The 14363-nt window shown below is 67.1% G+C and carries 15 protein-coding genes; 6 read left to right on the forward strand and 9 right to left on the reverse strand.

Annotated elements, in window-relative coordinates; all coding sequences use genetic code 11:
- Positions 1–92: 92 nt before the first annotated feature.
- Positions 93–1589: a molybdopterin-dependent oxidoreductase gene (locus A9X01_RS09365; RefSeq protein WP_065120498.1), complete on the reverse strand. Its 1497-nt coding sequence runs from the start codon at positions 1587–1589 to the stop codon at positions 93–95.
- A gap of 133 nt (positions 1590–1722) precedes the next feature.
- On the opposite strand from A9X01_RS09365, the gene A9X01_RS09370 reads away from it, so the two are divergent.
- Entirely contained in the window at positions 1723–2553 is an 831-nt protein-coding gene (locus A9X01_RS09370) for an SDR family oxidoreductase (RefSeq protein ID WP_065120470.1), read from the forward strand.
- On the opposite strand, the gene A9X01_RS09375 is transcribed toward A9X01_RS09370, so the two are convergent.
- Complete coding sequence (locus A9X01_RS09375) at positions 2526–3167, reverse strand: TetR/AcrR family transcriptional regulator (protein WP_081282292.1); 642 nt, start codon at positions 3165–3167, stop codon at positions 2526–2528. The genes A9X01_RS09370 and A9X01_RS09375 overlap by 28 nt on opposite strands.
- A 47-nt stretch (positions 3168–3214) precedes the next feature.
- Between A9X01_RS09375 and A9X01_RS09380 the strand changes: the two genes are divergently transcribed.
- Both A9X01_RS09380 and A9X01_RS09385 read left to right on the forward strand, forming a co-directional pair.
- Entirely contained in the window at positions 3215–4441 is a 1227-nt protein-coding gene (locus A9X01_RS09380) for an oxygenase MpaB family protein (protein ID WP_065120471.1), read from the forward strand.
- On the forward strand, positions 4438–5325 hold the full coding sequence (locus tag A9X01_RS09385; RefSeq protein WP_065120473.1) for an oxygenase MpaB family protein: 888 nt from the start codon (positions 4438–4440) through the stop codon (positions 5323–5325). The genes A9X01_RS09380 and A9X01_RS09385 overlap by 4 nt, the downstream gene beginning before the upstream one ends.
- 104 nt (positions 5326–5429) lie before the next feature.
- Here the strand turns inward: A9X01_RS09385 and A9X01_RS09390 are convergent, their stop codons facing one another.
- From A9X01_RS09390 to A9X01_RS09420, 7 genes are all read right to left on the reverse strand, one after another.
- A complete protein-coding gene (locus A9X01_RS09390; RefSeq protein ID WP_065120475.1) occupies positions 5430–6521 on the reverse strand; it encodes an LLM class flavin-dependent oxidoreductase in 1092 nt (363 codons plus the stop codon).
- A gap of 14 nt (positions 6522–6535) precedes the next feature.
- Positions 6536–7546 (reverse strand): ABC transporter substrate-binding protein, encoded by a 1011-nt coding sequence (locus tag A9X01_RS09395; RefSeq protein WP_065120477.1) that lies wholly within the window; start codon positions 7544–7546, stop codon positions 6536–6538.
- A 2-nt stretch (positions 7547–7548) separates the two neighbouring features.
- Positions 7549–8298, reverse strand: a complete 750-nt coding sequence (locus A9X01_RS09400; protein WP_065120478.1) for an ABC transporter ATP-binding protein — start codon at positions 8296–8298, stop codon at positions 7549–7551.
- A 10-nt stretch (positions 8299–8308) separates the two neighbouring features.
- Positions 8309–9136, reverse strand: coding sequence for an ABC transporter permease (locus A9X01_RS09405; protein ID WP_065120480.1), 828 nt, complete (start codon positions 9134–9136; stop codon positions 8309–8311).
- Between the two features lie 136 nt (positions 9137–9272).
- Positions 9273–9656 (reverse strand): nuclear transport factor 2 family protein, encoded by a 384-nt coding sequence (locus tag A9X01_RS09410; RefSeq protein WP_065120482.1) that lies wholly within the window; start codon positions 9654–9656, stop codon positions 9273–9275.
- Between the two features lie 27 nt (positions 9657–9683).
- The gene (locus tag A9X01_RS09415) at positions 9684–11078 is read right to left on the reverse strand and encodes an FAD-dependent oxidoreductase (RefSeq protein WP_065120484.1); all 1395 of its coding nucleotides are present in this window, start codon (positions 11076–11078) and stop codon (positions 9684–9686) included.
- A gap of 116 nt (positions 11079–11194) precedes the next feature.
- Positions 11195–11863, reverse strand: a complete 669-nt coding sequence (locus A9X01_RS09420; protein ID WP_065120485.1) for an alpha/beta hydrolase — start codon at positions 11861–11863, stop codon at positions 11195–11197.
- Positions 11864–11921: 58 nt separating this feature from the next.
- Between A9X01_RS09420 and cobG the strand changes: the two genes are divergently transcribed.
- From cobG to A9X01_RS09435, 3 genes are all read left to right on the forward strand, one after another.
- The gene (cobG, locus tag A9X01_RS09425; protein ID WP_065120502.1) at positions 11922–13013 is read left to right on the forward strand and encodes a precorrin-3B synthase; all 1092 of its coding nucleotides are present in this window, start codon (positions 11922–11924) and stop codon (positions 13011–13013) included.
- A 9-nt stretch (positions 13014–13022) separates the two neighbouring features.
- Positions 13023–13649, forward strand: coding sequence for a precorrin-8X methylmutase (locus tag A9X01_RS09430; RefSeq protein ID WP_065120487.1), 627 nt, complete (start codon positions 13023–13025; stop codon positions 13647–13649).
- On the forward strand, positions 13646–14363 hold a 718-nt coding region (locus A9X01_RS09435), incomplete at its 3' end, for a precorrin-2 C(20)-methyltransferase (RefSeq protein WP_065120496.1). The genes A9X01_RS09430 and A9X01_RS09435, both read left to right, overlap by 4 nt.

Consider the following 14363-nt stretch of genomic DNA (forward strand, 5'->3'; position numbering starts at 1 on the left):
CCACCACCTGGTCGGTGATCGGGCCAATCACGGCGCTCGTCGGGATCGCGGTCGCGGTGTTCAGCTGGCGGAAGCTGTCGTCGAAATAGGTTTCATGCCGGCACGACGGTGAATTTCACCGTGTGCCAGCCGGTGGCGCCGTCCGGGACGGGATCGGCGCGTTGTTCGGTCTGAACGGCACCGGTGTTGTCGATGGCGCGCACGGTGATGCTTTGTCTCCCGGGCTCTTTCGCCTGCCACGGGAAGCTCCACAATCGCCATGTCTGGTTGGAGTAGCTCGCGCCTAGTTCGGCGGGTTGCCAATTGCCGTCCCCAATGCGGACTTCCACCGCCCGCACGCCGCGATTCTGCGCCCAGGCGACACCGCCGAACACCACCGGCCCCACCGGCACCTTCTGACCGGCTCGGGGCACGTCAATGCGTGACTGCGTCTTGATGGGCGCCTGCGCCGCCCAGCCCTGCCGCGTCCAGTAGGCCTTGGCCTTGTCGAAGCGGGTGAGCTCCAGGTCAACGACCCATTTGGTGGCGGACACGTAGCCGTAGAGGCCGGGCACCACCATGCGGGCCGGGTAGCCGTGTTCGACCGGTAGCGGTTGACCGTTGAGGCCGACCGCCAGCAGCGCGTCGCGGCCGTCGGTGAGCGCCTGCACCGGCGTACCGGCGGTGAATCCGTCGATCGAGGTGGAGAGCACCATGTCGGCGTCCGGGTGCACACCGGCGGCCGCCAGCAGATCCGCCAAGCGGTAGCCCGTCCAGATGCCCGTCGAAATAAGATCTCCCCCAACAGGATTAGACACACATGTCAGGGTGGTCACGGACTCGACGATGTCGAAGCGGGCCAGATCGTCGGCGCTGTAGGTGGTTTCGTGATCCACCATCCCGTGGATACGCAGCCGCCAGTCGCCGCGGCTGAGCTGGGGCACGCTCAGCGCGGTATCAATGCGGTAGAAGTCGGCGCTCGACGTGATGAAACTGGGCAGCGCAACACCTTTCGGCTGCACCTCGGGAGGTATCGGGCGCGCTTTCGAGCGCGGGGACGGCAGGGCGAAGGTCTTGCGGTCTGATTCCACCGAATGCGCCAGCCGGGTGGCGAATGCTCCCGCTATCCCACTGGCGACGCCGAAACCGAGCAATCCGTAGGCAACCAATCTCCGTCGGCCGGGGTCCGGCCGGTCGTCCGGGTCATTGCGGTCGGCCCGGGTCAGGCGGCGGAGGACCACGATGCCGCAGATGACGCCGACAACAGTGGGGATGGTGTCGAACGCGGTGCCACCGGGTCGCGATAGCACGGCAGCGCACCCGAGGACGCCCGCCGCGACGATCACGGCGCTCCCGAGCGGGCGGCGCGGTGTTTCGAGGGTCCCGGCGATCGCGGCAATCGTCGCGATCACCACGAGCACGACGACGGCCAGGAAGGGTTTGTCCAGTGGGCCCAGCGTTTGAATCGCCCATTCCTTCACCGGGCCCGGTGTCAGGTCGACGGCCGCGGAACCTACGGCGGTGCGCGCGTCGGCCCGCCCGCCGAAGGGGATGGTGACGAGTTGGGCGATCCCGAGCGCGACGGACGCAGCCGCCACTCCGGCAATCATCCGCTCATTCGACGAGGCCACGGCCACGGTGGGTACTCTACTCGTCGCCGCAAAAGCTCTGTGGGTCAACCGGTTCAGCGCATTCGTGGCGGTGCCCGTCGACCGGAGACCCACGACGTAATACCGTGGAGCGATGACATCTCAATCCGTGGCCGGAAAAGTTGTGGCGATTACCGGTGGCGCCCGCGGCATCGGTCTGGCGATCGCCACGGCGCTGCACGCCGCTGGGGCCAAAGTGGCCATCGGAGATATCGATGAGGCCACGGTGAAGCAGTCGGGTGAGCGGCTGGGACTGGCGATCTCGCGAAGCCTGGACGTGACCGACCGCGGCTCGTTCACCGAATTCCTCGATGCCGTGGAGAAGGAACTGGGCCCGCTGGACGTCCTGGTCAACAACGCCGGGGTGATCGCGGTGGGCGACGCCGTCGATGAGGACGACAACATCACCCGACGCTTGTTCGACATCAACGTGCACGGCGTGATCCTCGGCACCAAGCTCGCCGCACAGCGAATGCTTCCCCGCCGCAGCGGTCACGTCGTCAATATCGGGTCGTTGGGCAGCGTGGTACCCACCGAGGGCATTGCAACCTATTGCGCCACAAAGCACGCCGTGCTCGGATACACCGACGCGGTGCGCATGGAGAATCACGGCAGCGGCGTGCATTTCACGGTAATCATGCCGACGCTGACTAACACCGAGATGGTCGCCGGCGTCGGACACGCCAAGGGCTTCAAGAACGCCGAGCCCAAAGACGTCGCCCTGGCCGTGGTCAAAGTGATCACCAAACCACAACCGCGCGTGGCGGTCCCGCGTTCGCTCGGGGCTACCGTGTGGGCTCAGCGACTGATGCCCCAAGCCGTGGCCGAGGCACTCGGGCGCGCTCTGGGTACCGGGCGGATATTCACCAGCGACCTGGAAAGGGACAAGCGCGAGGCCTACGCACGTCGCACCGGGACGTCGTGAATCCTTAAATAATTCAACGCCAAAGTCGTTATCTCATACAGGAATTCGTCCCGGTCGATGTCGGGACGGTCCAGGATGTAGCGGACCGTGAGGTGCTCGACCATCCGCACCAGCATCCACGCCGCGGTATCGAAGCGGACGTCGGAACGCACCTGGTCGCGGTTCATCACCAGATAGGCCATGGTCAGCTCACCGATCCGCTGCTCGAAGGCGGCGAGTTTGCTGCCGGCGCCTAGCCGCGGGGTCCGCTCGATCACCGCCCTGAGGAATTCGGGATGCACGTCGAGTGCGTCGAGCAGCGCTGCGACGGAGTTTCGGACATGTTCGGGCGCGGGCCGGTCCAACGACTGCGTGAGGGTGGACGCCACCCGTGCGGCCAGCGCATCGCTGTAGCGGTCGATGACCGCGGCGACGATGGCCTCCTTGTTCGGGAAGTACTGGTAAAGCGAACCCGGGCTGACACCGGCCGCGGCCGCGATTCGGTTGGTGGAAGCGCCGTCGTACCCGTGGCCGATCAACACCTCCTGAGCCGCGTCCAGAATGCGTTCGACCAGCGCGCGAGACCGTTCCTGGCTGGGCGTTCGGCGGGCGGCACCCTTGCTGGCCCTGGCCATCAGAACGCGAATTGAACGTGAATAAAAGCTCGTGTCAGCATGGGGTCATGGTGGCAGACCTGGACGTACCGCTCAAGGCGGATGCCGGATATCCGCGCCGCTTCCTCGGTGCCCAGGCGCGCAATCGTCGGTTGGGCCGCCCGCTGCAGGTTCTCACCCGCACCTCGCGGCCCGACGCGGAACTGCTCGAACGAATCGGCCAGCGCCTCCTGCAACGGGACGAGACGGGCGCTGAGCTGGTGCGGGCGATGCGGGCCGGCGAGGTGTCCATGGGCCAGTTCAACGTCGCCCTGGACTCCGGTGTGGACGCGGTGCCCGAGTGTCCGGTGGCGCTGCGCCAGTTCTTCGGCGTCGTCGAGCGCACCCCGGATTGGGTGGACTTCGACCTGATCAACCGGGGCGCTGCCGCCTACCGGCGATTCGGCACCAACGCTGCCGACGTCATGTTGCAGCTGGCCTTGATCGGCGGTTATCGATTCGGCGGGCCCACGGACCTGCTGGTCGAGACGGGCGGGCTGACCGGGCGCACGACGGTGCGCCGGCTGGCCGAAACCCAGCACTGGGCCGTCGCGATATCGGAGCACGAGGGCATGCGCCGCGACAAGCCGGGCTTCAAGCTCACCGTGCACGTGCGCTTGATGCACGCGCTGGTGAATCAGCGGTTCGAGACCAACGGGCGATGGGATGTCGAGCAGTGGGGACTGCCGATCAACCAGTCGGATCAGGCGGCGACGCTGGGGTTGTTCAACGGGGCACTGCTGCTCGGGGTGCGACTGCTGGGGGTGCGGGTCAGCCGTCAGGATTCCCTGGCGATCATGCATCTGTGGAAGTACGTCGGTTGGCTAATGGGGGTGGATGAGGACTGGCTGTGCGACACCGAAAGCCAGCAGCACCGCCTCAATTACCATCTGCTGCTCACCCAGTCCGATGTCAGTCTGGCGGGTCCGCCGTTGGCCAACGCCATCGTCGACGCGCAGCGTGGCCTGCACTTTCCCAACCTGCCCCGCGTGCGGGGTGCCGTCGCGCGAGCCCGTCTGCTCAGCATGCTGCGTTATTTCCTGCGCAAGGACGGCATGCGCGATCTGGACCTGCCGCGCACGCTTCCCGTCGCGGTGCTGCCGGTCCTGGCCGCCAATCTCGTTCGCTATCAACTGCTTACCCGAACCCGCTGGGGCACGGCTTATGTGCAGCGGTGGGGTGAGCGCGCCCGGCAGCGCGTGCTGAGCCGGTATTTCGGCGACCAAAACCACGACGTGGGCAAGTTGGCGCTGTGAACACCCGTATCGATCTGGGCCCGCGGTCGCTGCTGTGGCGCTGGGCGGGTGATCTGCGCATCGCTTTCGAAGGCGGTACGGCGGGCTTGATGCAGACGATGCATCCCGCGATCGGCCAGGGGCTGATCGACCACTCGAACTTCTTCGACGATCCGGTGGACCGCGTATTCCGTTCCCTGCCTGGTATTCTCGGCGCCATTTACGACGGGCCCGACGCCGACGACACAGCGATCAAGGTCCGCGACTTCCACCGTGACATCAAGGGTGAGCTGCCCGACGGGCAGCGCTACCATGCCCTCAATCCCGAGACATACTGGTGGGCGCACGCCACCTTCCAGGTGATGGTGCACCGGCTCGCCGAACACTGGGACACCCATCGGCTGACCAATCGCGAACGCGAACAGCTTTATCTCGAGGGCTGCGAATGGTATCGGCGGTACGGAGTTTCGGAATCGGTTGTGCCGCCGACGCTGGCCGACTTCAACCGGGAGTACGACCGCTACTGCACTGAAGTGCTGCAGCCCAATGCGGCGTCGGACTATCTGATCAAATTCATCAAGAGGCCGGCGATCCCGGATATGAGCGCGTCACCGGATTATCCGAGCCATCCACTATTGCGCCCGCTCATGGACGCGTTGCTGCCGACATTGCCGGTCCGTGCCGCGCTGGCACCGCCGATGCGCTTGGTGATCTTCGGTGGTCTGCCCCCAATTGTGCGGGAGCGGTTCGACATTCGCTGGACGCGGGTCGATGAGACCCGCTACCGGGCGGTGCGCAGCGTCATCCGCAGCGGGTGGCGCACCGTGCCCGCATCGCTGAAGTGGCACAAGGCGGCCCGTAAGGGATGGTTGCGGGAGCTGGGGACCGTCCCGCGCACGGTGTGACGCTTTAGCTCGCGGGGGCCGCGCACCGCCGAGCGTGGGGCTTATGGCCCCATCGAGCGCGAATCGTGTACTTAACGCTCACGCTCGACGCCGCCGACAGCAAGCTACGCGACACCCTTATGCCGCAAGAGAGGCAGCACGCCTTCGGCAAACCAGTACGCCTCTTCCAGATGCGGATAACCGGACAGGATGAACTCGTCGAAACCCAGCGAGTGGTACTCAACGATCAGGTTGGCGACCTCTTCGTGGCTCCCCACCAACGCGGTGCCCGCACCCCCGCGAACCAGGCCCACTCCCGCCCATAGGTTGGGGTAGATCTCCAGCTGGTCCAGGCGGCCGCCATGCAGCGCGGTCATCCGGCGCTGGCCTTCGGACTGTGAGCGCGAATGCATTTCGGTGGCACTAGCGATCTGCTCGGGAGTGAGTTCGTTGACGAGCTCGTCGGCCACCGCCCATGCCGCCTCCGAGGTCGCACGGCTGATGGTGTGCAGCCGGATCCCGAACCGCACCTTGCGACCCCGGGCTTCGGCGAGCCCCCGCACCTTGGCGATCTTGTCCGCCGCCACCTGCGGTGGTTCTCCCCAGGTCAGATAGACGTCGACGAATTCGGCGGCGATGTCCAGTGCGGGCGGCGACGAACCACCGAAGTAGATCTGCGGCAACGGATCCGGCGGTGCCGACACCCGGGCGTCCTCGAGCCGGTAGTACTTGCCGTCGAAATCGACGGACTCCTGCCGCCAGATCGAGTTGACGGTCTGCAGGAATTCGGCGGTGCGGTCATAACGCTCGTCGTGGCTGAGCCAGTCACCGAAACGGCGCTGCTCGCTGTCATCTCCCCCACTGACGACGTTGAGCAAAACCCGGCCCTCGGAGAACCGCTGCAAGGTGGCGGTCTGCTGCGCAGCAAGCGTCGGCGGCACCAGGCCCGGTCGGAAAGCCACCAGGAACTTCAGCCGCTCGGTCTCGGCGAGCAGCGCGGCAGCCGTCAACCAGGCGTCTTCGCACCAGGTGCCCGTCGGCGTCAACACCCCTTCGAAGCCCAGTCGGTCTGCGGCCCGGGCGATTTCGGCCAGGTATCGGCGGCTGGGCTTGCGATGACCCGCTGTGATCGCGTGGTGCGACGACGTGTGGGATCCCCCGACAATGGACCGGCTGTCGCCGGTAGTCGGAAGGAACCAGAAGAATTTTGCCGGCATGGCTCCCCCTTTTGTTAGCTGATCAGATTCGGGCGCAGTGCGTCGTTGAAGCGTCTATCCACCCAATTGACGAACTTTGGCGACGATTGGATCTGCTGTGACGCGGCAAACAAATCAGCAAGCCGCTGTTCTGAATTGATCACATCGTCACCGAGTTCGGTAGGCAAGCGCAGGCTCCGGTTCGCCGCCACCGCCGCGGTCTCTGGATCCAATCCGACTGCGGTGGCGTAATACTGACCCCACTCCTGGGGATGGCCCTTCGCCCATCGAGCGGCTCGCGCGAAACGCACCAGGAGGTCAGAGAGTGCGGTGTTGCGTTTGGGGTCGGCCAGCGCCTGATCCGATGCCACGCCCACATAGTCGCCGTTGGTGACACCGGTGGCTTCGGCGATGCTGCGCACCGGGATCTGACGCTCGGCCTGCGCCGTGAAGGGGTCCCATATCGCCCACGCATCGGCTTGATGCTGCTTGAAGGCCGACAACGCGTCCGCGGGTTGCAGGAATACCAGCTTGATGTCGGACGGTTTCAGCCCGACCTTGTCGAGCTGGGCCAGCAGGTTGGCGTGCGAGGAACTGCCCTTACCGACGGCGACGGCCTTGCCACGCAGGTCAGCAACCGAGGTGATCGGTGAATCAGCATGCACCAGAATCCGATTGCCCGGCCCACCCCCGGCGTAGGCGGAGACCACTTTGATTTTCGCGTTGCTGGCCGCCCCGAAGATCGGCGGCGTATTGCCCATGATCGCGAAGTCGATCTTGCCCGCGGTGGCCGCCTCGACCTGCGGTGGGCCCGAGGTGAAGGTGGAGAACGCGACGCGGTACGGCAGGCTGTCGAGTTGCCCGGCTGCGCGCAGCAACGCCTCGGTCCCGCCCTTCTGGTCGCCGATCTGCAAAGTGAGACCGGTCAATTCGGCCAGCGGGACGGCGGCGGGCGCCGCCCGCGGGCCCGTAGTCCCGGCCCGGGCGACGCATCCGGTCAACGTCAATGCCGCGACCGCAACCAGCGCTAGAAGAGTTCGGCGCATGCTCAATGCCCCACTCCGAGCCGATCGAGCAACTCGGCACGGTACCGCTCAGTGTGAGCGCCCCGGTCCGAGCGGCGCGGCTCGTCAATCGTCAGTGCGTGCACGATCCGGCCGTCGTCACAGACCAGCACGCGATCGGCCAGTGCGATCGCCTCGTCCACATCATGGGTCACCAGCAATACGCCAAAGCCGTGCTGCCGCCACAGATCCAGCAACAACTCGCGCATCGTCAGCCGGGTCAGCGCGTCCAACGCTCCGAACGGTTCGTCGAGCAACAGCAGTTGCGGCTGGGCGACCAACGCCCGGGCAAGGGAAACCCGCTGTGCCTGACCGCCTGACAGCGTCAGCGGCCAGGCCTCGGCACGGTCGGCCAGCCCGACGTCGGCAAGCGCCCGGTCGGCGCGCGCCCGGATCTGGGTCTTGGGCAACCGGCTGCGGGTCAGGCCGTAACCGACGTTGGTGCGCACGTCGCGCCAGGGAAACAGGCGTGGCTCCTGGAAGGCCAACGCCGGCGCGCCGGCCACCACGCGCCCGCCGGTGTGGTCGTCGGACAGGCCGGCCAGCACCCGCAGCAGCGTCGACTTGCCCGAACCACTGCGGCCCACCAGCGCGACGATCTCGCCGGTGCGTACCTGCAGCGAGACATCGACCAGCACATGGCGTTCGCCGTACCACTTGTCGACGTTACGGAGTTCTCCGGCGATCGCCACGCGGGCGTCCTGATTTGCGGCGGGTTCTGCTGTGATGGTCACCTCTGGCCTTTCATTGTCGGTAGCGCAGCGCGCGACGCTCGACGAGGCGGACGAGCGCGTCGGTCGCGATGCCCAGCAACGCATAGACGGTCAGGCCGAAGATGATGACGTCGATGCGCAGAAAGTCGCGGGCATTGTTGATCAGGAAGCCGATTCCCTTGTCCGCGTTGACCTGTTCGGCCACGATCAGCGTCAGCCAGGCGATGGCCAACGATTGCCGGAAGCCAACCAGTACCTGCGGGGCGGCGCTCGGGACGATGATCCGGGTGAACCGCTGCCAGAACGAAAAACCCAGCACCTGCGCGGTTTCGAACAGTTTGGGATCGACCTGGCGGATCGCCGAGAAACTGTTGAGATACAGCGGGAACGTCACTCCCAGCGCCACCAGCAACACTTTCGGCAATTCTCCAATGCCGAACCACACGATGAACAGCGGGATCAGACCCAGATGCGGCAGTGCCCGGATCATCTGCATCGGCGGATCGACCGTCGCCTCGAACCAGCGCGACAGCCCTACCGCGGAGCCGAGTACGAGTCCCACGATCCCGCCCAGCGCCAGCCCCTCGACGACCCGTAAACCCGACACCTGCAAAGCGTCCGGCAGTTGGCCGTTGCGGATGAGTTCCAGCCCCGCATCGGCGATGAGCGACGGAGCCGGCAGCACCGACTCCGAGATAACTCCGACAGCACTCCCCAGCTGCCACAGCCCCAGCAACAGCAACGGCGAAGCCCAGCGCAGGATGTCCCATTTGCGGCGCGCCCAACGCCCGGACGGGCCGGCTCCCTGGGTGCCGCTGACCTTGTTCGGGGCAGCAACGAGCGCGGTGGCAAAGCTCACTGGGCAGACGCTAAAGCGCTATCAGCCGATACCGTAAGGGTTTTCCTCTGCGTGACGACAAACGCCACTCAGGCGGTGCGGCTGTCGAAGTCGGCGAGCTCTGGGCGACGCAGGAGGTGGCGTTACGAGTGCTTGATCAGCAGGCGACTCGCCGAACGTCGAAGACCCGCTCAATCACGGCCGCGTCACCGAAGGTCCGGACGTTGACGACCCTGCCGTCATGGAACTGGTAGACGTCGGTCTGCCGGGCAACGTCTGCGCCGAAACGCAATTCGGCCAGCACGATGACCGAGTCACCGTCGGTGAAGAACCGCTTCGGCTCGATGCCGGTGAGCTTCTCCGCGACCCGCGCCAATAGATCGGCGGCCGCGGCCAGGCCACCGTACCTGCCGCTGATTGAGCTGCCGCCGTTGACATTCCACTCCACCGAGCCGTCGAAGATGCTCAGCACCGACGTCAGGTCGCCGGCACTGAATGCGCGGTAGGCCCTCTCCACGGTGTGAAGGTTCTCCATCGTCATTCGACTTCTCCTTCCGTGTTCCGACTGTCAACGTGCGACTGCGGCCAAGCGTCCGTCGGACCCCTCGTGGACGGAGCGCCCGCCCGTCCTGCGGTGCTGTGCTCGCAGGATGCGAAGCAGAATGGAGGGGCGCAACAACGTGGCTGGTGAGTCGAGCATTCCGACAATGCGCAAGAATTGTCCTGCAACTACCGGGTCCGTCTCACTCGCGGTCATCACCGGCTCCAGGCATGCGTTGCTGATCCGCATCGACGTCGGGCGGTGCCCCTGGACTTCCGGCAAAGTCAGGTCCGAAGCGACGGCGGTCTGCCACGCTACGCGTACGTTCTTCGCGGCCATGCGGGCAAAGCGCCGGGACAGGTCGCTCTTACCGCGGCGCAAACACTGGCGTAACACCACCGCCTCAAGGGCCGCGACCGTCATGCCCTGTCCGTAGATGGGATTGAAGCTGCACACCGCGTCGCCGACAACCAGCAGACCCTGCGGTAACCGGCGCAGCTTGTCGTACCGACGCCAGCGGTTGGATGGGACGCGGTGGTGGACGACGTCGCTGATCGGCTGGGCCGTCCGAATCGCCTCTGCCACCTGGACCGGCGCCAGTTCGGCTGCGTAGTCCAATATTTCGGCGTGGTCGCGCGGCGGCGCCACTCCCGCCATCGTGCCGGCCCCGACCATATACGTGTTGTCGCCGTAGTCGATCAACGCAAACATCTTCGGCCGTCCCGGCGCCGGGAAGCGCGCGATCATGTGCTCCTTGATCACTCCGGCGGGGATACGCAGCAGTTGGCACGCGTAGGCCAACTGCACCACCACTTCGTCTTCACGCGGGCGGTCATAGCCGAGTTCTTCGAGGAATACTGGGGTCCGGGAACCGCGGCCGGTGGCGTCGACCACCAGCTCGGCGGTCAACTCCTCGGCGCTGTCGTCGGCGCGGTCTACTACCCGCACACCGGTTATCCGGCAACGATCCGGCGTGGCGGTCAGGCCCACGACGTCACGACCCTCGCAGAATGAAATATTTGGGATCGACCGAACACGTTGCCTTACAGCGTATTCCAGAACAGGGCGGCTCGGGGACAACAACCGCGGCACGTCAGCGGACCGCCCCTCCCGCACCAGCCGATGTCCCCCGAAGGACCAATCGAGTTTGGCGAAGTCACCGTCATCCCATCGGCTGACGCCGCGAGTTATCAATTCGTCGCTGAACCCCGGAAAGAGCTCGTCGAGAACCTGGGCCAACCGCGCGAGGCAGGCGTGGATCAGCCTGCCCTGCGGAACGCCACGCCGGTTCACGGGATCGGTCGGCAGGACGTCCCGTTCGACAACCGTCACCCGGTCAAAGAACTCGGACAGGACTCGAGCCGCCAGCAACCCGCCCATACTGGCACCCAACACCACCGCATGATCTCCGCGTTGCTCCATTGCACACTCCTGCCGCTCGGGGGACTGTTCGAAGTGTCCGGCGGGGCGACAGGACTTGCCTAAGTAGTGGCCTACTGCACTTCGGTCCCGTTGGCCCTCCGGCAGTGCGTCAACGGTCAGCGACCGATCAGCGCCGCGATCCGCGCGGCGACCTCGGCGGCCGTCCGCTGAGCGGCTGCCGAAGTTCCGGGCACGTAGCGATCGGCGGCGGCGTCGTAGTCAGCACCGGCGATCGTTCCGTGGTCGGCGTCCAGTTCCGCCAGTTGCACCGGCCATCCGTGATGTTCGAGGGCCGCGGCGAAATCCCGGCTGGCCCTCACCGGGACCACATCGTCAGCCAAGCCGTGCAGCAGCGTGAACGGCGCCCCGACGTGCTCCGACCGCAGCATGTCAGCGACCGGCCGGCCCGAGATCGGATCCGGGGCCATGAAGGCGCCCGCCAGGCACACCGTATGCGCGAGTTGAACTTTCAGATTGTCCGCGTCGAAAGTGACCCCGGCCGCTGCCGCGGCCCCCATTGACCAGCCGACCAGCACGATGGGACCGTCAGCGCGCCCGCGAGCGAACTCCAGCGAACCCAGCAGGTCCGCCCGCCCGCCGTCGTCGGCGTGGGAGTTCCAATCCGGCGCCACCACCGCGGCGCCGTGCCCGGCCAGCAGCCCGGCGAGCGGCCGGACGGCGGCGCGGGCATCAGTCTGCATGCCGTGCCACAGCAGGATCGTGGGCTGGTCGGGGCCGCCGAAGACATCGGCCGAGCGTCCCGGGGCGTATTCCACCGTCTCCATGACCGTACTGTGCCCCGTTGGCCGGGATCCAATCACTGCCGCCCCGTACCGTGGATGGGTGTCCAGGTCCCGCGATTCCGACGCTTGCCCCGGTGCGCTGCAGGTGCATCAGGCCGCGGACGGTGCCCTGGTGCGGGTGCGGTTGCCGGGCGGCAGGATCAGCGCCGCCCAGCTGGCCACGCTGGCGGGAGCGGCGCAGGAATTCGGCTCGGCGACGCTGGAGCTGACCGCACGCGGCAACGTGCAGTTGCGGGCGATCAGCGATGTCACCGCGGTCGCAGAAGCGGTCGCGGCAGCCGGGTTGTTGCCGTCGACGACGCACGAACGCGTCCGCAACATCGTCGCGTCGCCGCTGTCCGGCCGGGTCGGCGGCAACGCGGACGTGCGGCCGTGGATCGGCGAACTGGACGCGGCGATCCGCGCCCAACCGCGCCTGGCCGACCTGGGCGGCCGCTTCTTCTTCAGCCTGGACGATGGCCGCGGCGACGTATCGGGGCTGTGCGCCGACACCGGCGTGCACGTGGCCCCCGACGGCCCGACATTGCTGCTGGCCGGGCGGGACACCGGCGTGCGGCCCAGCGATGTCACCGCGGCCCTGGTCGATATTGCGCTGCGTTTCCTTGATCTCCGCGGAAAAGCCTGGCGGGTAACGGAATTGGCAAAGCCGGTTGAACTGCTGCCCGGTGCCGAACTCGGCGACCCTTTCCCGCCGGCCCAAAAACCGCCGATCGGCTGGATCACCCAGGACGACGGCAGGGTGACCCTGGGCGCCGCGGTGCCGCTGGGCGTGTTGGCCGCCCGGGACGCCGAGTTCCTCGCGGCACTCGAGGCTCCCGTGGTGTTCACGCCGTGGCGCACGGTGCTGGTGTGCGACCTCACCGAGGAGGTGGCCGACGTCGCCTTGCGGGTGTTGGCTCCGCTGGGTCTGGTGTTCGACGAAAACTCGCCCTGGCTGACGGTGAGCGCGTGCACCGGCAGTCCCGGTTGCGCGCGCTCTCTCTCCGACGTGCGCGCCGACGCCGCGGCCGCGCTGGACCCGACGTACCCGGTGCACCGGCACTTCGTCGGTTGCGAACGCGCGTGCGGCAGTCCGCTGCACGGAGAAGTGCTGATCGCTACCGGGACGGGCTACCAGGTACGCAGGTCTTAAGGTGGGCGGGTGCTCGACTACATCCGCGACGCTGCGGAGATCTACCGGCAGTCGTTCGCCACGATCCGCGCCGAAGCCGACCTGACGCGCTTCCCCGCGGACGTCGAGCGCGTGGTGGTCCGGCTGATTCACACCTGCGGTCAGGTCGACGTCGCCGAGCATGTGGCCTTCACCGAGGACGTCGTGGCCCGGGCAGGCGCCGCCCTGCGCGCCGGCGCACCCGTGCTGTGCGATTCGTCCATGGTGGCTGCCGGCATCACCACCGCACGGCTGCCGGCCGGCAACGAGGTGGTGTCGCTGGTCGCCGACCCGCGCGCGGCCGACCTGGCCGCCGCCCGCCAGACCACCAGGTCGGCGGCCGGCGTCGAGTTGTGGGCCGACCGCCTGGGCGACGCCGTTGTGGCCGTCGGGAATGCCCCCACCGCGCTGTTCCGGCTGCTGGAACTGATCGACGAGGGTGCGCCCACGCCGGCCGCGGTACTGGGCGGGCCGGTCGGATTCGTCGGTTCGGCGCAGTCCAAGCAGGAGCTGGTGGAACGCCCGCGCGGCATGTCCTACCTGGTGGTGCAGGGACGCCGGGGCGGCAGCGCCATGGCCGCCGCCGCTGTCAACGCGATAGCGACCGAGCGCGAATGACACCGCGGGGCACGCTGTGGGGTGTCGGGCTGGGTCCCGGCGATCCGGAGTTGGTGACGGTCAAGGCGGCCCGGGTGATCGGCGAGGCCGATGTGGTGGCCTATCACAGCGCCCGTCACGGCCGCAGCATTGCCCGCGGTATCGCCGCACCGTATCTGCGGCCGGGCCATATCGAGGAACACCTGGTGTACCCGGTGACGACGGAGACGACCGATCATCCCGGAGGTTATGCGGGCGCGCTGGAGGACTTCTACGTCGAAGCCACCGAGCGGATCGCCGCGCACCTGGCCGCCGGCCGCAATGTCGCGCTGCTGGCCGAAGGCGACCCGCTGTTCTACAGCTCCTACATGCATCTGCACACCCGGCTCACGGAGCGGTTCGACGCGGTGATCGTGCCGGGCGTGACGTCGGTCAGCGCCGCGTCGGCGGCCGTGGCGACCCCGCTGGTAGCCGGCGACGAGGTGCTGTCGGTGCTACCCGGCACCCTGCCGGTGGGCGAGTTGACCCGGCGGCTGGCCGACGCCGACGCCGCGGTGATCCTGAAGCTGGGGCGCTCCTATCACAATGTGCGCGAAGCACTTTCGGCATCCGGTCAACTCGACGACACGTTCTACGTGGAGCGGGCCAGCACCCCAGGCCAGCGGGTTCTGCCCGCCGCCGACGTCGACGAGTCCAGCGTCCCCTACTTCTCGCTGGCCATGCTGCCGGGCGGTC

Origin of the sequence: Mycobacterium asiaticum (genome assembly GCF_001668675.1) — a bacterium.
GTDB lineage: Bacteria > Actinomycetota > Actinomycetes > Mycobacteriales > Mycobacteriaceae > Mycobacterium > Mycobacterium asiaticum_D.

Bases quoted from the DNA above. Each gene is read 5' to 3' on its own strand.
- A9X01_RS09370 (WP_065120470.1), top strand. From the start codon at position 1,723: ATGACATCTCAATCCGTGGCCGGAAAAGTTGTGGCGATTACCGGTGGC.
- A9X01_RS09390 (WP_065120475.1), bottom strand. From the start codon at position 6,521: ATGCCGGCAAAATTCTTCTGGTTCCTTCCGACTACCGGCGACAGCCGG.
- A9X01_RS09410 (WP_065120482.1), bottom strand. From the start codon at position 9,656: ATGACGATGGAGAACCTTCACACCGTGGAGAGGGCCTACCGCGCATTC.
- A9X01_RS09395 (WP_065120477.1), bottom strand. From the start codon at position 7,546: ATGCGCCGAACTCTTCTAGCGCTGGTTGCGGTCGCGGCATTGACGTTG.
- A9X01_RS09375 (WP_081282292.1), bottom strand. From the start codon at position 3,167: ATGGCCAGGGCCAGCAAGGGTGCCGCCCGCCGAACGCCCAGCCAGGAA.
- A9X01_RS09365 (WP_065120498.1), bottom strand. From the start codon at position 1,589: ATGATTGCCGGAGTGGCGGCTGCGTCCGTCGCGCTCGGGATCGCCCAA.
- A9X01_RS09415 (WP_065120484.1), bottom strand. From the start codon at position 11,078: ATGGAGCAACGCGGAGATCATGCGGTGGTGTTGGGTGCCAGTATGGGC.
- A9X01_RS09380 (WP_065120471.1), top strand. From the start codon at position 3,215: ATGGTGGCAGACCTGGACGTACCGCTCAAGGCGGATGCCGGATATCCG.
- A9X01_RS09420 (WP_065120485.1), bottom strand. From the start codon at position 11,863: ATGGAGACGGTGGAATACGCCCCGGGACGCTCGGCCGATGTCTTCGGC.